Here is a 21,701-nt window from a genome sequence, read left to right as displayed (position 1 = left end):
GCCCCCTGATGGACACCGTAGCGAGGGAACACCGAGCCTCAGCGAGGTGCCGTACGCCGGGGCAAAGCCTTTTGGTTCCTTTTTGGCGTTTGAAAAAGGGACTCGCTGTAAGAGCGAAACCGCCAGCGGCCGTTACCGCAGGAATGGATATGTACACCCTCAAAAAAAATCGCCAGCAGGCTGGCTCCCACAGGGATCTTCAGCAGGCACAGTATCTGTGTAAAACCGGAGCGCACAGGCTCAACCTTTCACAAAACCTTCATCAAATAGTTACACCAGCGACTTGTGCAAGTCATAGGCCTGACATGCCCGGTGCCTAAAGTCGGTTGAACTCCAATACAGCCACGGACGGCTGTTCAACCAGACAGAGAAGCCCATGAACGCAGCTATCCATGTCGATCATCTGAACAAGACCTTTGCGCGTAAAACCGCACTGGTCGACCTCGAACTGACCATCGCGGCCGGTGAGATGGTCGCGCTGATCGGCGCGTCCGGCTCCGGTAAATCCACCTTGCTGCGCCACCTCGCGGGCCTGGCCTGTTGCGATAAAAACAACGGCGGCAGCGTCAAGGTGCTGGGGCGGGAAGTGCAGGCGAGCGGGCGGCTCAACGGCAAGGTGCGCCGCCTGCGGGCCGACATCGGCTATATCTTCCAGCAGTTCAACCTGGTCAATCGCCTGAGCGTACTCGACAACGTGCTGCTTGGTTGCCTGGGGCGCATGCCGCGCTGGCGTGGCAACTTGTGCCTGTTCAACGCCGAAGAAAAACAGTTCGCCCTGGAATCCCTGGACCGCGTCGGCCTCGCCGATCTGGCGGCGCAACGGGCCTCGACCCTGTCCGGCGGTCAGCAGCAGCGCGTGGCGATTGCCCGCGCATTGACCCAGCGTGCCGAAGTGATTCTGGCGGATGAGCCGATCGCCTCGCTCGACCCCGAGTCGGCGCGCAAGGTCATGGAGATCCTTGCCGACATCAACCGCCGCGACGGCAAGACCGTGGTCGTGACCCTGCATCAAGTCGACTACGCCACCCGCTATTGCCCGCGCGCCGTTGCGCTCAAGGGCGGGCGGATTCATTTCGATGGTCGCGCTGCCGAGCTGAGCGGGCAGTTCCTCAACGATTTGTATGGTGCCGACATCGACACCAGCCTGATGTGTTCCGACCAGCTTCGCCCAGTCGAAGCCGTGCCCCGGCTAGTGATGGCGCGCGCGTGACAACTCCCGAATTTCCCAACCGTTCACCCTCAGGAAACCTTTCCATGTTGAACCGTATCGGTCGTGTTTTTGCTGGTGCAGCACTGCTCGCCAGCTGTGTGATGGGCACCGCCCAGGCTGAAGAAAAAGCCATCAACTTCGGCATCATGTCCACCGAATCCTCGCAAAACCTCAAGAGCATCTGGCAGCCGTTTCTGGATGACATGCAGAAGCAAACCGGCCTGAAGATCAACGCCACGTTCGCCTCTGATTATGCCGGCCTGATCCAGGGCATGCGCTTCAACAAGGTCGACGTCGCCTGGTTGGGCAATAAGGCTGCCATCGAAGCCGTGGACCGTTCCAACGGCGAAATCTTCGCCCAGACCGCTGCCGCCAGTGGCGCTGCCGGTTACTGGAGCGTGTTGATCGCGCGTAAGGACAGCCCGATCAACTCCGTTGACGACATGTTGAAAAACGCCAAGAACCTGACCTTCGGTAACGGTGATCCGAACTCCACTTCGGGCTACCTGGTGCCGGGCTATTACGTGTTCGCCAAGAACCACGTCGATGCCGCCACTGCGTTCAAGCGCACGCTCAACTCCAGCCATGAAGTCAACGCCTTGAGCGTGGCCAAGGGGCAGCTGGATGTGGCGACCTTCAACACCGAAAGCTGGGATCGCCTGGAAGTCACCCAGCCTGATAAAGCCGCACTGCTGAAAGTGATCTGGAAGTCGCCGCTGATCCCGGCCGACCCGTTGGTGTGGAGCAAGGCGCTGAGTGACAGCGAGAAAACCAAGATCCGCGATTTCATCTTTAGCTACGGCGACACCGACGAAGAGAAAGCGGTGCTCAAGGGCATGCAGTTGGGCAAGTTCTTGAAGTCGAGCGACGACCAGTTGCTGCCGATCCGTCAGCTGGAACTGTTCAAGCAACGCACCACCATCAGCGCCGACACCAAGCTTGAAGCCGCCGACAAGACCAAGAAGCTGGCCGACATCGATGCCGAGCTGGCCAAGCTGCAAGAGCGCATCACCTTGCTCGAGAAGAGCGAGAACAAGACCGCCAACGCCGGTTGATCCATGACGCGGTAAACGTGGGAGCGAGCTTGCTCGCGATGACGTCGGCACATTCAACATGGATGTCGACTGTTTCACCGCTATCGCGAGCAAGCTCGCTCCCACAGGTTTTTGCATCAGGCATTACCGATGTGTCACACCTCTTAAAACGCTTTTCAGAGAACCCTCATGACCACTCTGCACGCTGAAGCTGTCGGCAAGCGTACCTGGCCGCAATACGCCGGTTGGGGCCTGTTTCTGGTCCTGCTGGCCTGGGCCTGGCACGGCGCTGAAATGAATCCGATGGCGCTGTACCGCGACTCGGGAAACATGGCGACATTCGCCGCGGATTTCTTTCCGCCGGACTTTCATGAATGGCGCTCGTACCTCAAGGAAATGATCGTCACCGTACAAATCGCCTTGTGGGGCACGGTGCTGGCGATTGTCTGCTCGGTGCCGCTGGGCATTCTCTGCTCGGAAAACATCACGCCCTGGTGGATTCACCAGCCGCTGCGCCGGGTGATGGACGCTTTCCGTTCGATCAACGAAATGGTCTTCGCCATGTTGTTCGTGGTGGCCGTCGGCCTCGGGCCGTTTGCCGGTGTCCTGGCACTGTGGATCAGCACCACCGGCGTACTCGCCAAGCTGTTCGCCGAAGCCGTGGAAGCGATTGATCCAGGCCCGGTCGAAGGCGTTCGTGCTACCGGCGCCAGTGCCCTGCAAGAGGTGATCTACGGCGTGATACCGCAAGTGATGCCGCTGTGGGTTTCGTATGCGCTCTACCGTTTTGAAGCCAACGTGCGCTCGGCGACGGTGGTGGGGATGGTCGGTGCGGGCGGGATCGGCGTGATCCTGTGGGAGAACATCCGCGCCTTTCAGTTCGTTCAAACGTGCGCTGTTTTGCTGGTGATCATCGTTGTCGTCAGCCTGATCGACATCCTCTCGCAACGCCTGCGCAAGCAGTTCATCTGATTTTCGGAGGGGTGCCTGCGGGCGCTTTTTTAAAGCATGCAGTTGTCTAGACAAGATGAGCCGGTGTACCGCGAACTCGCCGACATCCTGCGTCGTGAATTGGGTGACTACTGCGCCGGAGATTTCCTGCCGGCGGAAGTGCAGTTGGCCGAGCGCTTCGGCGTCAACCGTCACACCTTGCGCCGCGCCATCGATGAGCTGGTGTTCGAGGGCAGCCTGTTGCGCCGCCAGGGCAAAGGTACGCAAGTGCTGGAGCGCCCGCTGATTTATCCGATGGCCGCCGACAGTGCCTACAGCCAGTCGCTGTCAGCCCAGGGGCATGGCGTCGAGGCGATGCTGCTCAAGCGTCGCTACTGCTTTGCCAGCCGTGAAGAGGCGCAGCATCTGGGCATTGCCGAGATGGCGCCGATGATCGAATTGCAGACTTTGCGCAAGCTCGACGGCCAGCCGGTCAGCCTGATCCGCCATCGCTACTGCGCCAGTCACGCGCCGCTGCTGGCGGACTACACCGGCGGCTCGTTGCGCCAGTACCTCAGCGAACGGGACATGCCGCTGACCCGTACCCAAAGCCTGATCGGCGCCCGTTTGCCCAACCGCGAAGAAGCCGCGCTTTTGATGATGCCCCGGCATTTGCCGGCGCTGAGTGTGTTCACCCTTTCCCGCGATCGCGACGGCCGTGCGGTGGAGCTGGCCCAGTCCACCAGCCGTTCGGATCGCTTCCAGTACCAGGTCGTTACCTGATGGAGAACGCAATGCAAAACCCTGTTCCTCACACCGAGCGGCAGCACTGGATCGGCGTGCTGGCCCGCGCTCGTCGCAGTGAATTGCAGCCCTTCGAAGACGCACTGCGCGACATCGAATACCAACTGATCCGCGCCCCGGAAATCGGCATGACCCTGGTTCGCGGTCGCATGGGCGGCAATGGCGCGCCGTTCAACGTCGGCGAAATGAGCGTGACTCGCTGTGTTGTGCGCCTGGCCGATGGCCGCACCGGCTACAGCTATCTGGCGGGCCGCGACAAGGTCCACGCCGAACTCGCGGCGCTGGCCGACGCGCATTTGCAAGGCGCGCAACAGCGTCACTGGCTGACGGAAATGATTACGCCACTGGCGACTGCCCAGGCCGAGCGCCGGGCACAGAAAGAGGCGGAAACCGCCGCCACCAAAGTCGAATTCTTCACCCTCGTGCGAGGAGAAAACTGATGAGCGCACAGCTGTTGCAACCGGCGTTCGCCGACCCGGTGCTGGATGCCCAGCGCGCTTTTCGCGCGGCTATGAAGGCACTCGCCGGTCCCGGTCTGATCCAGACATTGCAAGCCACGCCGAGCCTCGAAGGGCTGGAGCCTGCGACTTATGCACTGTGCCTGGCACTGCTGGATGTCGACACGTCGCTGTGGCTGGCGCCGTCCTTCGACACGCCGCTGATTCGCGCCAACCTGGCGTTCCACTGTGGCTGCCCGCTGACCGCCAAGCGTGAAGACGCGCGGTTTGCCTTGCTTGCGGCCGACGATCTGCTCGACCTGAGCGGCTTCGATCATGGCAACGATCGCTACCCGGATCAGTCCTGCACCTTGCTGGTTCAACTGCCAAGCCTCGACGGCGGGGCAGGGCTGAAGTGGCGCGGGCCGGGGATCGAAAGCGAACACGATGTGGCGTTGCCGGTGGCCGATGGCTTCTGGCGAGAGCGTGAACGCCGCATCGAATTTCCCCGGGGCCTGGACCTGTTTTTCGCTGCCGGCCATGACCTGATCGGTTTGCCGCGCAGTACTCGTATCGCAGAGGAGCGTGCCTGATGTACGTAGCCGTCAAGGGTGGCGAACAGGCCATCGATAATGCCCACCGTCTACTGGCGAAAAAACGCCGGGGCGATACCTCGGTCACTGAGCTGAGCGTTGAGCAGATCCGTCAGCAACTGCCGCTGGCGGTGGCGCGTGTGATGAGCGAAGGCTCGCTGTACGACGAAGAGCTTGCTGCACTGGCGATCAAGCAAGCGGCGGGGGATCTGGTCGAAGCGATCTTCCTGCTGCGTGCCTACCGCACCACGTTGCCGCGCTTCGGCCCGAGCCTGCCGATCGACACGCAGAACATGCAACTCAGTCGGCGCTTGTCCGCCACTTTCAAGGACGTGCCCGGCGGGCAACTGCTGGGGCCGACCTTCGATTACACCCATCGCTTGCTGGACTTCGCGCTGCTCGCCGAAGGTGAGTATCCGGGGCCGCAAACCACCCCGAACGCCAGTCTTGAACCGTGCCCTCGGGTCCTCGGTTTGCTGGCCAAGGAAGGCTTGATCAAGAACGAGTCCGACAACGGCGAAGCGGTGGCGGACATCACCCGCGATCCACTGGAATTGCCCGCTAATCGTGCCCAGCGCCTGCAAGCCCTGGCCCGTGGCGACGAAGGTTTCCTGTTGGCGCTGGGTTACTCGACCCAACGCGGTTACGGCCGCAATCACCCGTTCGCCGGGGAAATTCGCATCGGCGAAGTCGAGGTGTGGATCGAGCCCGAAGAGCTGGGGTTCCCGATCAACCTGGGCAGCATCGAAGTCACCGAGTGCGAGATGGTCAACCAGTTCGTCGGCTCGGCCACGGAGCTGGCGCAGTTCACTCGCGGCTACGGCCTGGCCTTTGGACACGCCGAGCGCAAGGCCATGGGCATGGCGCTGGTCGACCGAGCGTTGCGCGCCGACGAGTACAACGAAGAGATCGTGTCCCCGGCGCAGCAAGAAGAATTCGTGCTGATGCACTGCGACAACGTCGAAGCCTCCGGTTTTGTCTCGCACCTCAAATTACCTCACTACGTGGACTTCCAGGCCGAACTGGAACTGATCCGCAAACTGCGCAAGCCGGCCGAGGGCAGCAACCATGAATGACCTGACTCAAGCGCCGGTCCGCGACGCGGCGTACAACTTCGCCTACCTCGATGAACAGACCAAACGCATGATCCGCCGCGCCTTGCTCAAGGCCGTGGCGATCCCCGGTTACCAAGTGCCGTTCGGCGGTCGCGAGATGCCGCTGCCTTACGGCTGGGGCACTGGTGGCATGCAATTGACCGCCGCGATTCTGGGTGACGATGACGTGCTCAAGGTCATCGACCAGGGCGCGGACGACACCACCAACGCCGTGTCGATCCGCCGCTTCTTCGCCCGCACCGCTGGCGTCGCAACGACCGAAAATACGCCGGACGCAACGGTGATCCAGACCCGTCACCGCATCCCGGAAACGCCGCTGCACGCCGACCAGATCATGGTCTATCAAGTGCCGATTCCCGAGCCGCTGCGCTTTATCGAACCGTCGGAAGTCGAGACGCGGACCATGCACGCCCTCAACGATTACGGGGTCATGCACGTCAAACTCTACGAAGACATCGCCACCTTCGGCCACATCGCCACGGCCTATGCCTACCCGGTGATGGTCGACGAGCGCTACGTGATGGACCCGTCGCCGATCCCGAAATTCGACAACCCGAAACTCGACATGAGCCCGGCACTGATGCTGTTCGGTGCTGGCCGGGAAAAGCGTCTGTACGCGGTGCCGCCGTTTACCCGAGTCACCAGTCTCGACTTCGAGGATCACCCGTTCGAAGCGCAGAAATGGGAAGAGTGCTGCGCCATCTGCGGCAGCCGTGAATCGTTCCTCGACGAGCTGATCCTCGACGACGCCGGCACCCAGAGCTTTGTCTGTTCCGACACTTATTACTGCGCCCAGCGCGTCAGCCAGCAGGAGCAGGGCCAATGAACCAGGCGCTGAAAAACGATCTGTCCGTGTCCACCGAACCCTTGCTGCAAGTGCGTGATTTGTCGCTGTTGTACGGGCCGGAAAAGGGCTGTCAGGACGTCAGTTTCGATTTGTACCCCGGTGAAGTACTGGGGATTGTCGGTGAGTCCGGGTCGGGTAAGTCGACCTTGCTCTCGTTGCTCAGCGGACGCCTGCCACCGCAGAACGGCCGCATCGGCTACCGCGACAAACAGGACCGATGGCTGGACCTGTACAGCGCCAGCGAAGCCGAGCGCCGCACCTTGCTGCGCACTGAATGGGGCTTCGTCGAACAGAACCCGCGTGACGGTTTGCGCATGGGCGTGTCGGCTGGCGCCAACATCGGCGAACGCCTGATGGCCCAAGGCGTACGCAATTACCAACAGTTGCGCGGGGCCGGGCTCGACTGGCTGAGCCAGGTGGAAATCGATCCGCAGCGCATCGATGACTTGCCGCGGACTTTTTCCGGCGGCATGCAGCAGCGCCTGCAAATCGCCCGCAACCTGGTGTCGAGCCCGCGTCTGGTGTTCATGGACGAACCGACCGGTGGCCTCGATGTGTCGGTGCAGGCGCGCTTGCTAGACCTGTTGCGCGGCCTGGTGCGGGAGCTGGACCTGGCGGTGGTGATCGTCACCCACGACCTGGCGGTGGCGCGGTTGCTGGCCGACCGCTTGATGGTGATGCGCCGGTCGCGGGTGGTGGAAACCGGCCTGACCGACCAGATCCTCGACGATCCGCAGCACCCTTATTCGCAACTGCTGGTGTCTTCGGTGTTGCAGCCGTGAAGCCCCGTCCAACTGTGGAAACCGAGCGATGAATACCTTGATCGAGGTCCGTGACCTCTCGAAAACCTTCACCCTGCATCAGCAGAACGGCGTGGTCCTCAACGTGTTGCGCGGGATGGATTTCAGTGTGGCGGGCGGTGAATGCCTGGTGCTGCACGGCCAGTCCGGCGCGGGTAAAAGCACCTTGCTGCGCACCTTGTATGGCAACTATCTGCCGGCGGGCGGCAGCATTCGTGTGCAGCATGACGGCCAGTGGCTGGAGCTGGTGGGCGCCGAACCCCGGGACATTCTGCAAGTGCGTCAGCGCACGCTCGGCTATGTCAGCCAGTTCCTGCGGGTGATCCCGCGTGTGGCGTGCCTGGACGTGGTGATGGAGCCGGCGCTGGCCCGTGGCTGGTCGAAACACCTGGCGCAATCGCGTGCCGAGTTGCTGCTCACTCGCCTGAACATTCCGCAACGCCTGTGGCAACTGGCGCCCGGCACCTTCTCTGGTGGCGAGCAACAACGGGTCAACATCGCCCGTGGCTTCATGGTCGCGTGGCCGGTGATGTTGCTCGACGAACCGACAGCCTCCCTCGACGACAACAATCGTCAGGTGGTGCTGGAACTGATGAATGAAGCAAAAGTCGCCGGTGCCGCGCTGATCGGCATCTTCCATGATCGTGTCGCCCGAGAAGCGGTTGCCGACCGCCATCTCGACATGACGCCCGCCGCTGTGACCGAAAAGGAATACGCCGATGTCCGTTGAACAGATCCTCAGCAATGCCCAACTGGTCACCGCTGACCGCGTGTTCTACGGCACTGTGGTGCTGCGCGACGGGTTGATCGCCGAAGTCGCCGAAGGTCCGAGCCGCTTGCCCCAGGCGCTGGATCTAAATGGCGATTACCTGTTGCCGGGTCTGGTGGAGTTGCACACCGATAACCTGGAACGCCACATGACCCCGCGTCCCGGCGTCGACTGGCCGTCGGTCCCGGCAGTGCTCAGCCACGATGCGCAGATCATCGCGGCCGGTATCACCACGGTGTTTGACGCGGTGTCCATCGGCGACGTGAACCCCAAGGGCAATCGCATGCAGAAACTGCCGGCGATGCTGGAGGCGATTTCCAAGGCATCCGACGCCGGGCTGACCCGCGCCGAACACCGCCTGCACCTACGCTGCGAGTTGTGCCACCCGGACACCCTCACCGTGTTTCGCGATCTGGTGGAAAACCCGCTGGTGCAACTGGTGTCGGTGATGGACCACTCGCCGGGTCAGCGCCAGTTCGTGCTGGAATCCAAGTACCGTGAGTACTACATGGGCAAATACCACCTGACCACCACGCAGATGGATGAATTCATCACGCTGCAAATGGCCAACTCGCGTACCTACAGCGACCGTTACCGTGCGGCAATCGTCGAGCACTGTCTGGCCCTTGGCCTGTCGGTGGCCAGTCATGATGACGCGACCCTGGCCCACGTCGAGGAGTCGGCGCGCTACGGCATGACCATCGCCGAGTTCCCGACCACCGTCGAAGCGGCGCGCGGGTGCCAGGACAACGGCATGAAGGTTTTGATGGGCGCACCGAACATCGTGCGCGGCGGTTCGCACTCGGGTAACGTGGCCGCCGCAGATCTGGCCGCCGAAGGCTTGCTGGATATCCTGTCCAGCGACTACTACCCGGCGAGCCTGCTGCAATCGGCGTTCGCCCTGGCGGCGCAGAGCGAGCGGATCGGCTTGGCCGAAGCGGTGCGCATGGTCAGCCTGAACCCGGCCCGGGCCGCAGGTCTCAATGATCGCGGTGAGATTGCCCCGGGTTTGCGCGCCGACCTGATACAGGCGCGCAGTCAGGACGGTTTGCCGGTGGTCCAGCAAGTATGGCGACAAGCGAAGAGGGTGTTTTGATGGCAGGCAGGTTGATCTATCTCATCGGGCCTTCGGGTTCGGGCAAGGACAGCCTGCTCGATGCCGCGCGAGAGCGGTTGGCCGAACGCGGCTGCCGCATCGTGCGGCGGGTCATCACCCGCTCGGCGGAAGCGGTGGGCGAGGCGGCGTTGGGCGTCAGTGCGCAGCAGTTCGCCGACATGGAGGCTCAGGGCGCGTTTGCTCTGAGCTGGCATGCCAATGGGTTGTCCTATGGCATCCCGCAGGAAATCGATGATTGGCTGGCCGCCGGACAGGACGTGTTGGTCAACGGCTCGCGAGGGCATTTGCAGAACACTCGCCTGCGCTATCCGAACGTGTTGGTGTTGCTGCTGACGGTGGATCAAGCGGTGTTGCGCCAGCGTCTGCTGGCGCGTGGGCGTGAATCGCTGATCGAGATCGATCAGCGGCTGGCGCGCAATGCCCGTTTCACTGAACGCTTGCTGGCGGACAACGACCCGGCGCTGCACCTGCTCGACAACTCCGGGCCGCTGGAGAGCACGGTCGAACGCTTGCTGGCGTGCATTGACGAGCAAGCGCCATGCGCCTGACGTTGCTGGGCACCGGTGATGCCCGGCAAGTCCCGGTCTACGGCTGCGAATGTGTCGCCTGCGATGCTGCACGCTACGATGAGCGCTTGCAGCGTCTGCCCTGTAGCGCGTTGATCGAATGCGGCGATCAGCGCTGGTTGATCGATAGTGGCTTGCCCGACCTGTGCGAACGCTTCCCGCCGCGCAGCTTCAACGGTATTTTCCAGACCCACTACCACGCCGATCACGCCCAGGGTCTGCTGCACTTGCGCTGGGGCCAGGGACTGGTGATCCCGGTGCACGGCCCGGTCGACCCGGAAGGTTTGGCTGACCTCTACAAACACCCCGGCATTCTTGATTTCAGCCAGCCGTTCGAGGCTTTCGAAACCCGTTCTTTCGGCACGCTGAATGTCACCGCGCTGCCGTTACTGCATTCCAAACCGACCCTCGGCTATCTGCTGGAAGGCGAAGGTCGGCGAATCGCCTACCTGACTGACACCGTCGGTTTGCCATCGGACACCACCGCGTTTCTGCAACGTCAACCGCTGGACCTGCTGGTGCTCGACTGCTCGATGCCACCGCAACCCCTGGCCCCGCGAAATCACAACGACCTGAACCTGGCCTTGCGGTGCATTGAAGAACTGCAACCGGCGTTGGCGGTGTTGACGCATGTCGGGCATACGTTTGATGCGTGGTTGATGGAGCATCGCGGCGAGTTGCCGGGCAATGTCAGTGTCGGGTTTGATGGGTGGGGGTTGTAGGGATTTCGGGCGGAAAAGATCGCAGGCTACGCCAGCTCCTACAGGATCGTGTATGTCGAAGATTTGCCTGCATACGCGGTAAATGTACGAGCTGGCGTAGCCTGCGATCTTTTGATTTTCCCTTAACGCTCTGTCAAACCTCTTTCAGCAACAACCCCCGCACATACTCCACAAATGCCCGCGCCTTGGCGCTGGCCATTCTGCCGGTGGGGAACACGGCCCACAGGTCCTGATTCGGCAGGGTCCATTCGCTCATGACTTCCCGGACCGCGCCACTGGCCAGTTCCGGCGCGAACATCCATTCGGATGCCACGGTCAACCCTTGGTGGGACAGCACGGCTGCACGCAGACCTTCGGCGGCGCTGACGCGGATGCGGCCGTTGATGATCACGGGTTGTTCTTCATCAGCCTGCTTGAACAGCCAGTTGGCACCGCCGCTGAGGGTGTAGACGATTGCCTGATGCTCGCCCAGATCGGCGGGGCTGGTGGGTTCGCCGTATTTTTCGAAGTACGCGGGCGTGCCCAGTACCACGCGCCGGCATTCGGCGATCTTGCGGGCGGTGAGGCCGGAGTCGCTCAGGGCGCCCATGCGCAGGGCGACGTCCACGCCTTCTTCCACCAGATTGACGTTGCGATCATCGAGCATCAGGTCGATGTTCAGCTCCGGGTTCTGCTCAAGGAATGGCCCCAGATGCGGCACGATATGCATTCGGCCGAAGGTTACGGCGGCGCAGATCCGCAGGTTTCCGCTCAACCCGCTGGCGGCACCACGCGCCGCGTTGTCGGCCTCATCGGCTTCTTCGATGGCGCGCTTGGCCCGCTCGAAAAACGCCAGCCCGGCCTCGGTGGGCGTCAGGCCACGAGTCGAACGCAACAGTAGCCGCACCGCCAGCCGCGATTCGAGTTGCGCGATGGTTTTCGACACGGCGGGCTGACCGATATTCAGGCGCCGGGCCGCTGCGGAGAACGAACCGGTTTCCACCACGTAGACGAAGGTTTCCATTGCGCCGAGGCGGTCCATCGATGGTCCTTATAGAAATCACTGTAGGAGCGAGCCTCCTCGCGAAGCTTTTGAAACTAAGCCGTCGCCAGCGAAGCCTTCTGCGAAACACTCAAGAACCGCAACAACGCCAATAGCGGAAACGCACTGCCAACAATCACGATCCACAGCCAGCCGCCGTGCTCATACACCGCACTCGCCACCGAAGAACCGAACGCGCCACCGATGAAGATGCTGGTCATGTACAGGGCATTCAAGCGGCTACGGCTTTTGGCGTCGAGGGCGTAGACCGCGCGTTGGCCGAGGACCATGTTCATCTGCACGCAGAAATCGAGGACCACACCGGTCACGGCAAGACCGATGACGCTGTAGACCGGATGGACGAACGCAGGCAAAAAGCTCAGGCTGGCGAACAGCAGCGCCAGCAATGACGCGATGCGGGTGTGACCGGCATCGGCCAGACGACCGGCGATGGGCGCGGCGATGGCGCCGATGGCCCCGACCAGGGCGAAGATCGCGATCTGGGTTTGCGACAAGCCATGATTGCGCGCCAGCTCCAGTGGCACCGCGGTCCAGAACAGGCTGAACGTGGCGAACATGCAACCTTGATAAAACGCCCGCTGACGCAGCACCGGCTGCTTGCGCAGCAGCGTCCACAACGAACCGAGCAATTGGCCGTAGGACGCACTGTGATCAGGCTGGCGCTTGGGGATGGTCACCGCCAGGACGATGCTGATTGCAGCCATCAACACTGCAGCAATCACAAACATGGCGCGCCAGCCGAAATGGTCGGCAACCACGCTGGACACCGGCCGTGCCAGCAGAATCCCCAGCAACAAACCGCCCATGATCCCGCCGACTACGCGACCGCGAGACTCTTCCGGCGCCAGGTGTGCGGCCAGTGGAATCAGGATTTGCACCGAGACGGAACTGAAGCCCACCAACAGTGAAATCAGCAAGAACACGTTCGGCTGATCGGTGAACGCCGCGCCCAGCAGGCTGGCAATCGCCACCAGCGTGGTGATGATCATCAACCGACGGTTTTCCAGCAGATCGCCCAACGGCACCAGGAAAAATAGGCCCAGCGCATAGCCGATCTGGGTCAGCGAAACGATCAGGCTGGCCATGGTGTTGGTCAGGCCGATGTCCGGCGCGATCAGACCGATGATCGGTTGCGCGTAGTAGATGTTGGCCACAATGGCGCCGCAGCAGAAGGCGAACAGCAGCACCATGCCTCGGGTCATTGTCGCGGTGCCGTGGGGCACCTGAGTCGCTGGGTTCATAACGTGTCTCGCTGTACAGAAGGGAATGCGCGCAGGCTAATCGCCTGACCGGAACGGCGGAAGAGAGATTGGAGTGATAGCAGTCATTCCATTGCGGAATGAGTGACGAACGTGCGTGCCGTGCGCCGATGATCGTTGCGTCAGAATATCGGGGTCCGATGATACATTCACTTACATCTTGTTCGATAGCGTGCTTATGTTCTCTTCCCACGTTTCATCACAGGAAGGCACTCCCATGAATGCGATGTTCCGTCATCTGCTGCACGGCGTTTCGGTTATGACATTGATCAGCTTGTTCGCGGCAGGCATGGCCCAGGCTGAGGATGCACCCGGCATGCGCATCGGCGTACGCGGCGAAATCACCGGCGTCAGCCCCGACGCGCTGAAAGTCCACGCCAACAGCGGCGAAAACGTGGTGATCAACCTGACCAAGGACACCAAGGTCCGCGCCGTCACCCTGGCCAATATCGAAGACATCAAGCCTGGCAGCTACATCGGCTCGGCAGCCATTCCACAGGAGGATGGCAGCCTGAAGGCGCTGGAAGTCCACGTCTTTCCACCGGAACTGGCTGGCAGCGGCGACGGACATCGGCCCTTTGATCTGGCCAAGGGCAGCAGCATGACCAACGGCAGCGTTGGCGATCTGGTGGTCAGTAACGGCCGGGTGCTGACCGTCAACTACAAGGGCGGGCAACAGAAAATCCTGGTGCCAGAGGATGTACCGATCGTCAACCTGATGCCGGGCGATCGCAGCCTGCTCAAGGTGGGCGTGAAAATCGTGACGTTCGTGACCCAGAGCGCCGACGGCACGCTGACGGCGCAGTCGATTTCGGCGGGCAAGGATGGTGTGACGCCGCCGATGTAATCCCGGCAGACCTGACCGACCATCCGAAGAAATGCCGACTTTGCCCCGACAACTAGAATCAACAGGGGGATCACTTCAACGCGTCCTTACATAGCGGGAGTTTCACGATGAAAATCGTATCTTCGCTGGCGTTGGTGGTAGCGGTTGGGTCGATCTCTGGGTGCTCGACGGTGCCTGATCGTCAGGTCACCAACGTTCCCCTGAACGCTACTTCCATCAATGCCGGGAACATCGCCCGGCCCATCATGATGTCCGACGGTAATGCAACGGTGTTCTGGTTCGCAGTCAGCGGCGAGAGCATGGGCAGCGCTTTACCTGGCCGTTTGCAGGCCTATATCTATCCGGGAAGCTGTGCGAGCCTGGGTGCGAAACCGGCCTACGACATGAATGACGGTCCGAATGCGCGGTTCTATTCAGCGGCGTCGCACCAGTATTTCTGGAAGAGCGCGCCGGTCGCCGTGGAAACGCTTCGAGCGGGCGGCTATGCCTTGGTAGTGAAGGAAAGCCCGGCTGACGGGAACCAGAATATTTTCTGCGGTAACCTGAGCTGAACACTGTAGGAGCTGCCGCAGGCTGCGATCTTTTGATCTTGCTTCTTAAAAGCAAAGTCAAAAGATCGCAGCCTGCGGCAGCTCCTACGGGTAGATCGCAAACCCACAAAAAAAGGCGACCCCTTCAGGTCGCCTTTTTCGTTACCGCCCGGTCATCACTGACCGCTGTAGATCTGATCGAAAACGCCGCCATCATTGAAGTGGGTTTTCTGCACGGTACGCCAGTCACCGAAGGTTTTCTCGACCGACAGGAAGTCCACTTTCGGGAAGCGGTCGGTGTACTTGGCCAGCACGGCCGGGTCACGCGGGCGCAGGTAGTTGGCGGCAGCGATTTCCTGGCCTTCCGGCGACCACAGGTACTTCAGGTATTCCTCGGCGGCGGCGCGGGTGCCTTTCTTGTCGACGGTTTTGTCGACCACGGAAACCGGTGGCTCGGCTTCGGCGGAGACGCTTGGGTAGATGACTTCGAACTGGTCGCGGCCAAATTCACGGGCGATCATTTCCGCTTCGTTTTCAAAGGTCACCAGCACGTCGCCGATCTGGTTGGTCATGAACGTGGTGGTGGCTGCACGGCCACCGGTGTCGAGTACCGGTGCTTGCTTGAACAGCTTGCCGACGAAGTCTTTTGCCTTGTTCTCGTCGCCACCGTTTTTCAGCACGTAACCCCAGGCCGAGAGGTAGGTGTAGCGACCGTTGCCCGAAGTTTTCGGGTTCGGCACGATGACTTGCACGCCATCCTTGAGCAGGTCCGGCCAGTCTTTCAGGGCTTTCGGGTTGCCTTTACGGACGATGAACACCGTGGCCGAAGTGAACGGCGCGCTGTTGTTCGGCAGGCGCGTGACCCAGTTGTCAGGGACCAGTTTGCCGTTGTCGGCGAGGGCGTTGATGTCGGTGGCCATGTTCATGGTGATGACGTCAGCCGGCAGGCCGTCGATGACCGAACGTGCCTGTTTGCTGGAGCCGCCGAAGGACATCTGCAGGGTGATGTTTTCGTTGTGCTCGGCTTGCCAGTGCTTCTGGAACGCAGTGTTGTAGTCCTTGTAGAAATCGCGCATCACGTCGTAGGAAACGTTGAGTAGGGTCGGTGCGGCCTGAGCCACGCTGGTCAATGCAAGGCCAGCGGCCAGAAGTGAGGCGCCAAAGATTTTTTTCACTGCGAATTCCTTGTTCTATGTAGGAGCTGCCGCAGGCTGCGAACTTTTGATCTTGATCTTCAAAAGCAAGATCAAAATATCGCAGCCTGCGGCAGCTCCTACGGGTTAGTTGTCGATTATTCCAGCCAGCGACTATAGCCGGGCTCGCATAGTCGTTTAAAGATTAAAAAGAACTTTGCTTATTCCAGCTTTTTGAACAGGGCATTGCCGCAACGGGAGCAAAACGCGGCGCCGTGTTCATGGCTGTTTTTCCGGCACACGGGGCAGTCGTGTTGGAGCTGTTCGCCGCGCATGGCGTTGGCCAGCTCTGCGGTGAAAATCCCGGTGGGCACGGCGATGATTGAGTAACCAGTGATCATCACCAGCGACGAAATCACCTGGCCCAGCGGCGTCTTCGGCACGATGTCGCCGAAGCCCACGGTGGTCAGCGTCACGATAGCCCAATAGATGCCTTTGGGAATGCTGGTGAAGCCATGTTCCGGGCCTTCGATCACATACATCAGCGTGCCGAACACCGTCACCAACGTGCAGACGCTGACCAGAAACACCACGATCTTCTGCTTGCTGCCACGCAGCGCCGACATCAAATAGTTGGCTTGCTTGAGGTACGGACTGAGCTTGAGCACGCGGAAAATCCGCAGCATCCGAATGATCCGGATAATCAGCAGGTACTGCGCATCGGCGTAATACAGCGCGAGGATGCCGGGCACTATCGCCAGCAGATCCACCAGTCCATAAAAACTGAAGGCGTAGCGCAGGGGCTTGGGTGAGCAGTACAGGCGCAGGATGTACTCGCCGAGGAAGATGACCGTGAAACCCCACTCGATGTAGGCGAGTACATCGGCGTAGTTCTTGTGAATGCTGTCGATGCTGTCGAGCATCACGATCACAATGCTGGCGAGGATGATCAACAGCAAAATGCCGTCGAAACGCCTGCCGGCCTTGGTGTCGCTCTGGAAAATCATGACGTAAAGGTCTTCACGCCAGTTTTTGCTGCTGTCCATGGATAACGCCTGACTCAATGATCAGCGCAGCCTAGGTTGATTCTCCTCCAGAGTGCAAGGCGTATGGGTGACAGCGGTTTTGCGAAGCATTTGAACGGACGTGCTTATCAGCCAGCCGGCGAGGATGAACGGCGCGGTCAGCGTGGGCAGACCGATGGTGGCGAACATCGGCGTCAGCACCAGCGCCAGGCCGATGCCAAACAGCGGCAGCCACGGTTGGCGACGCTGAGCACTGAAGGCGAGGGCGGCGAGTACCGCGTTATAGCCGCCGAGGCCAAGCAGTGCGGTGTAGAAGTCATGATGCAGCATGCTCCAGCCCATGCCCCCGACAGACGCCAACAACGCCCAGCAGAAGGCACGGCGATCGGCGATCAGCAATCCGGCGGCAATCATCGCGCCGGCCAATGGATGGCCGAGGAACATTACCTGACCGATGCCTTTGAGGGGGGCGGCGAGCATGTTCAGCGTGCTGACTTCGATCAAGTGTGCCTCGGTCGACGGCGTGGCGAAGCACAGCAGCAACCAGCTCAGCACGACGAAAGACGTGGTGTAGGCAGGCAGGTATTGGCTGACCCGCACGCGCTTGAGCCACTGTTGAGTGATCATCGCGCTCAGGCCACCAGCGGCCAGAATCAGTGGTGGCATCATCGCCGACCAGGGGAAATACAGGCTCAGCAGCAGGCCGAGCAATACACCGTTGTAGCTGAACAACCCGGCCTGGCGATCAGCCTTGGCGTAGTTGCGGCGTTGCGCGGTGAGCAACCCGGCGACACCGCCGAGCAGTGCACCGCCAAGCAAGGCGGGCGCGGTGAACAGGATGGCCGAAAGAATCAGCAAACCGCACAGCGGATTACGCTGGAGGAATATTTGACTGAAGCCGTTGAGCAAAGCTTCGGCCCAGTCGGGGCAGTGGGTGTTGAAGTGGTTGGCAGGCATGGCAGTTCTGAAAGGTCAGTGAAACCGAATCGCCTGTATCGCCAGCAGGCTGGCTCCCACAGAAATACGCTGTTCCTGTGGGAGCCAGCCGGCTGCGGGCGGCGTTCCGACGATGAGGCCGGTGGGCGCTCTAGATCAACGTCTCGATACGCAAGGAGTTAGTCGACCCCGGCTGCCCAAACGGCACACCCGCTGTGATCAACAATGTATCGCCGCGCTGCGCCATGCCTTGCGCCTGAGCGATTTCGAGCGCGGTGGAGCACACTTCATCGACCTGGCGCAGCCGATCGTTGACCACCGAGTGCACGCCCCACGCCACGGTCAGGCGACGAGCGGTTTGCAGGTTCGGCGTCAGATTCAGGATTGGCACCGTTGGCCGCTCCCGCGCCGCGCGCAGACTCGATGTGCCCGACTCGCTGTAGTTCACCAACACCGCCACCGGCAGCACGTTGCTGATCCGGCGGATCGCGCAGCTGATGGCGTCGGAAACCGTCGCCTCGGCTTTCGGTCGGCTGACGTCCAGTTGCGCCTGATAGTCCGGGCCGTTTTCCACCTGGCGGATGATCTTGCTCATCATCTGCACGGCTTCCAGTGGGTATTCGCCGGACGCGGTTTCCGCCGACAGCATCACCGCGTCCGCACCTTCGGCCACGGCGTTGGCCACATCGGTTACCTCGGCGCGGGTTGGGGCCGGTGAGAAGCGCATGGACTCCAGCATCTGCGTCGCCACCACAACCGGTTTGCCGAGTTCGCGGCAGGTGCTGATGATGTTCTTCTGAATCTGCGGCACGCTTTCGGCCGGCACTTCCACGCCCAGGTCGCCGCGAGCGACCATGATTGCGTCGCTCAGCTCGGCGATTTCCCGCAGTTGCTCAACGGCCGATGGCTTCTCGATTTTCGCCATCAGGAAAGCCTTGTCGCCGATCAGGGTCCGGGCTTCGCGAATGTCGGCCGGGCGCTGCACGAACGACAGCGCCACCCAGTCCACACCCAGTTCCAGACCGAAGCTCAAATCGCGGCGATCCTTGGCGGTCAGCGGGCTGAGGTCGAGCACCGCTTGCGGCACGTTCACGCCTTTGCGGTCGGACAGTTCGCCGCCGTTGAGCACGGTGGTGTCGATGGCGTCGGCGTACTTGGTGACCACTCGCAGGCGCAGCTTGCCGTCGTCCAGCAGCAGGTCCATGCCCGGCTCCAGCGCAGCGATGATTTCCGGATGTGGCAGGTTGACCCGGCGCTCATCGCCCGGCGTGGTATCGAGGTCCAGGCGCAAGGCCTGACCGCGCACCAGTTGCACCTTGCCTTCGGCGAACTTGCCGACCCGCAGTTTCGGGCCTTGCAGGTCCATCAGGATGCCCAACGGATAATTCAGCTGACGCTCGACTTCACGAATCCACTGATAGCGCAGGGCGTGATCGGCGTGATCGCCGTGGCTGAAGTTCAGGCGGAAGATGTTGACCCCGGCCAGCACCAGCTCACGGATGTCGTCGATTCCGTCGATGGCCGGACCGAGCGTGGCGAGGATTTTGACCTTTTTATCAGGCGTCATGTTTAGTGCTCTCAAGGATCAGAATGGCGCGGAAGTCGTTGACGTTGGTGCGGGTCGGCTCGGTGACGATCAGTGCGTCGAGCGCCTCGAAATAGCCATAGCCATTGTTGTTGTCCAACTCGTCGCTGGCGCTCAGGCCGAGGGCGGCGGCGCGGGCGTAGCTGTCCGGGGTCATGATGGCGCCGGCGTTGTCTTCGGAACCGTCGATGCCATCGGTATCACCTGCCAGCGCATAGACGCCGGGCAAGCCCTTGAGGCTCTCGGTCAGGCTGAGCAGGAACTCGGCATTGCGTCCGCCACGGCCATTGCCACGTACGGTGACGGTGGTTTCACCGCCAGAAAGAATCACGCACGGTGCTGCCAGCGGCTGGCCGTGCAGCACTACCTGACGGGCGATGCCAGCGTGAACCTTGGCCACTTCGCGGGATTCGCCTTCCAGATCGCCGAGAATCAAGGGACTGAAACCGGCCTGACGGCATTTCACCGCCGCCGCTTCCAGCGATTGTTGTGGGCGGGCGATCAATTGGAAATGGCTGCGGGCCAGGCTCGGATCGCCGGGTTTGACCGTTTCCGATTCCGGGCTTTGCAGCCAGGTGCGCACCGAGGCCGGCACTTCAATGTTGTAGCGCTTGAGGATCGCCAGCGCTTCGGCCGAGGTGCTCGGGTCGGCCACGGTGGGGCCGGAGGCGATGACCGTGGCGAGGTCGCCCGGCACATCGGAAATCGCATAGGTATAAACAGTGGCAGGCCAGCAGGCTTTGCCCAGACGTCCGCCCTTGATCGCCGAGAGGTGTTTGCGCACGCAATTCATCTCGCCGATGGTGGCGCCGGATTTCAGCAGGGCTTTGTTGATGGATTGCTTGTCGGCCAGGGTGATGCCGACCGCCGGCAGTGCGAGCAGGGCAGAGCCACCGCCAGACAGCAGGAAGATCACGCGGTCTTCTTCGCTCAGGTCGCTGACCAACTCGAATACGCGCTTGGCGACGGCAAGACCTGCAGCGTCAGGCACCGGATGCGCGGCTTCGACCACTTCGATTTTTTCGCACGGGGCGCCGTGACCGTAACGCGTCACCACCAGACCGGACACTTCACCCTGCCAGCAGCGCTCGACCACCTGGGCCATGGCGGCTGCGGCTTTACCGGCGCCAATGACGATCACCCGACCGCTGCGATCTTTGGGCAAATGGGCTTCGAGGACTTGCTGAGGATGGGCCGCGTCGATGGCTGTGGCGAACAGCTCGCGCAGGAATTGTTGCGGATCGACCGACATGGCGGGCTCCCGGAATTCTTGTTATTGGAGTAGGGCAAAAACAGGTGTCTCGACTCGGACCTTGTGGGAGCTGGCTTGCCAGCGATACAGACACCGTGGTCTCACAGACAGACCAAGGTGATTTCATCGCGGGCAAGCCCGCTCCCACAGGGAACGGGGCAGGTTCAGGCAGGGCTTAGTTCTTATCGCGAATCGAGAAATTCGCCATGTGTTCCAGGCCCTTGATCAGCGCCGAGTGGTCCCAGTTGCTGCCACCGATGGCCGCGCAGGTGCTGAACACTTGCTGGGCGTTGGCGGTGTTCGGCAGGTTGATGTTCAGCTCCTTGGCGCCTTGCAGGGCCAGGTTCAGGTCCTTCTGGTGCAGGCTGATGCGGAAGCCTGGATCGAAGGTGCCTTTGATCATGCGCTCGCCGTGGACTTCGAGGATCTTCGACGAAGCGAAACCGCCCATCAGCGCTTCACGCACCTTGGCTGGATCGGCACCATTTTTCGAAGCGAACAGCAGGGCTTCGGCCACGGCCTGGATGTTCAGCGCCACGATGATCTGGTTGGCCACTTTCGCGGTTTGACCGTCGCCGTTGCCACCGACCAGGGTGATGTTCTTGCCCATGGCCTGGAACAGCGGCAGTGCGCGTTCGAAGGCATCGGCATCGCCGCCGACCATGATGCTCAGGGTCGCAGCCTTGGCGCCGACTTCACCGCCGGACACTGGCGCGTCGAGATACTGGGCGCCTTTTTCGTTGATCTTGGCGGCGAAGGCCTTGGTCGCGGTTGGCGAGATCGAGCTCATGTCGATCACGACTTTGCCTTTGCCCACGCCAGCAGCAATACCGTCGGCGCGGAACAGCACGTCATCGACCTGCGGGGTATCCGGGACCATGACGATGATGAATTCGGCTTCCTGGGCGACTTCTTTCGGGTTCGCCAGTGCGATGGCGCCGGCGGCGACCAGATCGGCAGGGGCAGCGTCGTGATGCGCCGACAGGAACAGGCTGTGACCGGCTTTCTGCAGGTTCAACGCCATTGGGTGGCCCATGATGCCGGTGCCGATAAATCCGATTTTAGCCATGAGAAAATCCTCTTGTTTTTGTGTTCCCTGTAGGAGCTGCCGAAGGCTGCGATCTTTTGATGTTGCTTTTGAAGATCAA

Annotated in this window: 22 protein-coding genes and 1 pseudogene; 15 read left to right on the top strand and 8 right to left on the bottom strand. The window is 61.4% G+C overall.

What is annotated here, in order from left to right:
• Nucleotides 1-376: 376 nt before the first annotated feature.
• From phnC to phnP, 13 genes and pseudogenes are all read left to right on the top strand, one after another.
• Nucleotides 377-1,210 (top strand): phosphonate ABC transporter ATP-binding protein, encoded by an 834-nt coding sequence (gene phnC / locus ACM110_RS25785; protein WP_338582357.1) that lies wholly within the window; start codon nucleotides 377-379, stop codon nucleotides 1,208-1,210.
• Between the two features lie 44 nt (nucleotides 1,211-1,254).
• Nucleotides 1,255-2,265, top strand: a complete 1,011-nt coding sequence (phnD, locus tag ACM110_RS25780) for a phosphonate ABC transporter substrate-binding protein (RefSeq protein ID WP_416129974.1) — start codon at nucleotides 1,255-1,257, stop codon at nucleotides 2,263-2,265.
• A gap of 168 nt (nucleotides 2,266-2,433) precedes the next feature.
• Nucleotides 2,434-3,216, top strand: coding sequence for a phosphonate ABC transporter, permease protein PhnE (gene phnE, locus ACM110_RS25775; RefSeq protein WP_212626853.1), 783 nt, complete (start codon nucleotides 2,434-2,436; stop codon nucleotides 3,214-3,216).
• A 36-nt stretch (nucleotides 3,217-3,252) separates the two neighbouring features.
• Nucleotides 3,253-3,957, top strand: coding sequence for a phosphonate metabolism transcriptional regulator PhnF (gene phnF, locus ACM110_RS25770; RefSeq protein ID WP_416129973.1), 705 nt, complete (start codon nucleotides 3,253-3,255; stop codon nucleotides 3,955-3,957).
• Between the two features lie 11 nt (nucleotides 3,958-3,968).
• Nucleotides 3,969-4,418 carry a phosphonate C-P lyase system protein PhnG gene (gene phnG / locus ACM110_RS25765; protein WP_416129972.1) on the top strand — a complete coding sequence of 150 codons (450 nt, stop codon included), beginning with the start codon at nucleotides 3,969-3,971 and terminating at the stop codon, nucleotides 4,416-4,418.
• Complete coding sequence (gene phnH / locus ACM110_RS25760; RefSeq protein ID WP_416129971.1) at nucleotides 4,418-5,008, top strand: phosphonate C-P lyase system protein PhnH; 591 nt, start codon at nucleotides 4,418-4,420, stop codon at nucleotides 5,006-5,008. The genes phnG and phnH overlap by 1 nt, the downstream gene beginning before the upstream one ends.
• On the top strand, nucleotides 5,008-6,084 hold the full coding sequence (locus ACM110_RS25755) for a carbon-phosphorus lyase complex subunit PhnI (protein ID WP_416129970.1): 1,077 nt from the start codon (nucleotides 5,008-5,010) through the stop codon (nucleotides 6,082-6,084). The genes phnH and ACM110_RS25755 overlap by 1 nt, the downstream gene beginning before the upstream one ends.
• Nucleotides 6,085-6,949, top strand: a pseudogene (locus tag ACM110_RS25750) (alpha-D-ribose 1-methylphosphonate 5-phosphate C-P-lyase PhnJ); the annotation flags it as partial.
• Nucleotides 6,946-7,752, top strand: a complete 807-nt coding sequence (gene phnK / locus ACM110_RS25745; RefSeq protein ID WP_416129969.1) for a phosphonate C-P lyase system protein PhnK — start codon at nucleotides 6,946-6,948, stop codon at nucleotides 7,750-7,752. The pseudogene ACM110_RS25750 and the gene phnK, both read left to right, overlap by 4 nt.
• Before the next feature lie 28 nt (nucleotides 7,753-7,780).
• Nucleotides 7,781-8,500, top strand: coding sequence for a phosphonate C-P lyase system protein PhnL (gene phnL, locus ACM110_RS25740; protein ID WP_416129968.1), 720 nt, complete (start codon nucleotides 7,781-7,783; stop codon nucleotides 8,498-8,500).
• Nucleotides 8,490-9,635: an alpha-D-ribose 1-methylphosphonate 5-triphosphate diphosphatase gene (locus tag ACM110_RS25735; protein ID WP_416129967.1), complete on the top strand. Its 1,146-nt coding sequence runs from the start codon at nucleotides 8,490-8,492 to the stop codon at nucleotides 9,633-9,635. The genes phnL and ACM110_RS25735 overlap by 11 nt, the downstream gene beginning before the upstream one ends.
• Nucleotides 9,635-10,204, top strand: coding sequence for a phosphonate metabolism protein/1,5-bisphosphokinase (PRPP-forming) PhnN (gene phnN, locus ACM110_RS25730; RefSeq protein WP_416129966.1), 570 nt, complete (start codon nucleotides 9,635-9,637; stop codon nucleotides 10,202-10,204). The genes ACM110_RS25735 and phnN overlap by 1 nt, the downstream gene beginning before the upstream one ends.
• The gene (gene phnP / locus ACM110_RS25725) at nucleotides 10,195-10,944 is read left to right on the top strand and encodes a phosphonate metabolism protein PhnP (RefSeq protein WP_416129965.1); all 750 of its coding nucleotides are present in this window, start codon (nucleotides 10,195-10,197) and stop codon (nucleotides 10,942-10,944) included. The genes phnN and phnP overlap by 10 nt, the downstream gene beginning before the upstream one ends.
• A 133-nt stretch (nucleotides 10,945-11,077) precedes the next feature.
• On the opposite strand, the gene ACM110_RS25720 is transcribed toward phnP, so the two are convergent.
• Together ACM110_RS25720 and ACM110_RS25715 are read right to left on the bottom strand one after the other, a co-directional pair.
• Nucleotides 11,078-11,965, bottom strand: a complete 888-nt coding sequence (locus ACM110_RS25720) for a LysR family transcriptional regulator (protein WP_416129964.1) — start codon at nucleotides 11,963-11,965, stop codon at nucleotides 11,078-11,080.
• A gap of 56 nt (nucleotides 11,966-12,021) precedes the next feature.
• A complete protein-coding gene (locus ACM110_RS25715; protein ID WP_416129963.1) occupies nucleotides 12,022-13,227 on the bottom strand; it encodes an MFS transporter in 1,206 nt (401 codons plus the stop codon).
• A 235-nt stretch (nucleotides 13,228-13,462) separates the two neighbouring features.
• On the opposite strand from ACM110_RS25715, the gene ACM110_RS25710 reads away from it, so the two are divergent.
• Together ACM110_RS25710 and ACM110_RS25705 are read left to right on the top strand one after the other, a co-directional pair.
• Nucleotides 13,463-14,092: a hypothetical protein gene (locus ACM110_RS25710; RefSeq protein WP_416129962.1), complete on the top strand. Its 630-nt coding sequence runs from the start codon at nucleotides 13,463-13,465 to the stop codon at nucleotides 14,090-14,092.
• 107 nt (nucleotides 14,093-14,199) lie between these two features.
• Nucleotides 14,200-14,643, top strand: a complete 444-nt coding sequence (locus ACM110_RS25705; RefSeq protein WP_416129961.1) for a hypothetical protein — start codon at nucleotides 14,200-14,202, stop codon at nucleotides 14,641-14,643.
• Nucleotides 14,644-14,798: 155 nt separating this feature from the next.
• Here the strand turns inward: ACM110_RS25705 and ACM110_RS25700 are convergent, their stop codons facing one another.
• From ACM110_RS25700 to ACM110_RS25675, 6 genes are all read right to left on the bottom strand, one after another.
• The gene (locus tag ACM110_RS25700) at nucleotides 14,799-15,797 is read right to left on the bottom strand and encodes a sulfate ABC transporter substrate-binding protein (RefSeq protein ID WP_416129960.1); all 999 of its coding nucleotides are present in this window, start codon (nucleotides 15,795-15,797) and stop codon (nucleotides 14,799-14,801) included.
• Nucleotides 15,798-15,976: 179 nt separating this feature from the next.
• The gene (locus ACM110_RS25695) at nucleotides 15,977-16,801 is read right to left on the bottom strand and encodes an ion transporter (protein WP_416129959.1); all 825 of its coding nucleotides are present in this window, start codon (nucleotides 16,799-16,801) and stop codon (nucleotides 15,977-15,979) included.
• Nucleotides 16,802-16,822: 21 nt separating this feature from the next.
• Nucleotides 16,823-17,737, bottom strand: coding sequence for an urea transporter (locus ACM110_RS25690; protein WP_416129958.1), 915 nt, complete (start codon nucleotides 17,735-17,737; stop codon nucleotides 16,823-16,825).
• Between the two features lie 130 nt (nucleotides 17,738-17,867).
• A complete protein-coding gene (gene pyk / locus ACM110_RS25685; protein WP_416129957.1) occupies nucleotides 17,868-19,283 on the bottom strand; it encodes a pyruvate kinase in 1,416 nt (471 codons plus the stop codon).
• The gene (locus ACM110_RS25680; protein ID WP_416129956.1) at nucleotides 19,273-20,553 is read right to left on the bottom strand and encodes a glycerate kinase type-2 family protein; all 1,281 of its coding nucleotides are present in this window, start codon (nucleotides 20,551-20,553) and stop codon (nucleotides 19,273-19,275) included. Before ACM110_RS25680 ends, pyk begins: the two co-directional genes overlap by 11 nt.
• Nucleotides 20,554-20,728: 175 nt before the next feature.
• Nucleotides 20,729-21,622: a 2-hydroxy-3-oxopropionate reductase gene (locus ACM110_RS25675; RefSeq protein WP_416129955.1), complete on the bottom strand. Its 894-nt coding sequence runs from the start codon at nucleotides 21,620-21,622 to the stop codon at nucleotides 20,729-20,731.
• Nucleotides 21,623-21,701: the final 79 nt, after the last annotated feature.

This window comes from Pseudomonas sp. NFX98 (assembly GCF_047784845.1).
Classification (GTDB): Bacteria; Pseudomonadota; Gammaproteobacteria; order Pseudomonadales; family Pseudomonadaceae; genus Aquipseudomonas.
The sequence above is the reverse complement of the archived record's forward strand: the minus strand, read 5'-3'. Positions and strand labels throughout refer to the sequence as shown.

Coding starts and splice junctions, on each gene's coding strand:
- phnC (WP_338582357.1), top strand. CDS start 377: ATGAACGCAGCTATCCATGTCGATCATCTGAACAAGACCTTTGCGCGT.
- phnD (WP_416129974.1), top strand. CDS start 1,255: ATGTTGAACCGTATCGGTCGTGTTTTTGCTGGTGCAGCACTGCTCGCC.
- phnE (WP_212626853.1), top strand. CDS start 2,434: ATGACCACTCTGCACGCTGAAGCTGTCGGCAAGCGTACCTGGCCGCAA.
- phnF (WP_416129973.1), top strand. CDS start 3,253: ATGCAGTTGTCTAGACAAGATGAGCCGGTGTACCGCGAACTCGCCGAC.
- phnG (WP_416129972.1), top strand. CDS start 3,969: ATGCAAAACCCTGTTCCTCACACCGAGCGGCAGCACTGGATCGGCGTG.
- phnH (WP_416129971.1), top strand. CDS start 4,418: ATGAGCGCACAGCTGTTGCAACCGGCGTTCGCCGACCCGGTGCTGGAT.
- ACM110_RS25755 (WP_416129970.1), top strand. CDS start 5,008: ATGTACGTAGCCGTCAAGGGTGGCGAACAGGCCATCGATAATGCCCAC.
- phnK (WP_416129969.1), top strand. CDS start 6,946: ATGAACCAGGCGCTGAAAAACGATCTGTCCGTGTCCACCGAACCCTTG.
- phnL (WP_416129968.1), top strand. CDS start 7,781: ATGAATACCTTGATCGAGGTCCGTGACCTCTCGAAAACCTTCACCCTG.
- ACM110_RS25735 (WP_416129967.1), top strand. CDS start 8,490: ATGTCCGTTGAACAGATCCTCAGCAATGCCCAACTGGTCACCGCTGAC.
- phnN (WP_416129966.1), top strand. CDS start 9,635: ATGGCAGGCAGGTTGATCTATCTCATCGGGCCTTCGGGTTCGGGCAAG.
- phnP (WP_416129965.1), top strand. CDS start 10,195: ATGCGCCTGACGTTGCTGGGCACCGGTGATGCCCGGCAAGTCCCGGTC.
- ACM110_RS25720 (WP_416129964.1), bottom strand. CDS start 11,965: ATGGACCGCCTCGGCGCAATGGAAACCTTCGTCTACGTGGTGGAAACC.
- ACM110_RS25715 (WP_416129963.1), bottom strand. CDS start 13,227: ATGAACCCAGCGACTCAGGTGCCCCACGGCACCGCGACAATGACCCGA.
- ACM110_RS25710 (WP_416129962.1), top strand. CDS start 13,463: ATGAATGCGATGTTCCGTCATCTGCTGCACGGCGTTTCGGTTATGACA.
- ACM110_RS25705 (WP_416129961.1), top strand. CDS start 14,200: ATGAAAATCGTATCTTCGCTGGCGTTGGTGGTAGCGGTTGGGTCGATC.
- ACM110_RS25695 (WP_416129959.1), bottom strand. CDS start 16,801: ATGGACAGCAGCAAAAACTGGCGTGAAGACCTTTACGTCATGATTTTC.
- ACM110_RS25690 (WP_416129958.1), bottom strand. CDS start 17,737: ATGCCTGCCAACCACTTCAACACCCACTGCCCCGACTGGGCCGAAGCT.
- pyk (WP_416129957.1), bottom strand. CDS start 19,283: ATGACGCCTGATAAAAAGGTCAAAATCCTCGCCACGCTCGGTCCGGCC.
- ACM110_RS25680 (WP_416129956.1), bottom strand. CDS start 20,553: ATGTCGGTCGATCCGCAACAATTCCTGCGCGAGCTGTTCGCCACAGCC.
- ACM110_RS25675 (WP_416129955.1), bottom strand. CDS start 21,622: ATGGCTAAAATCGGATTTATCGGCACCGGCATCATGGGCCACCCAATG.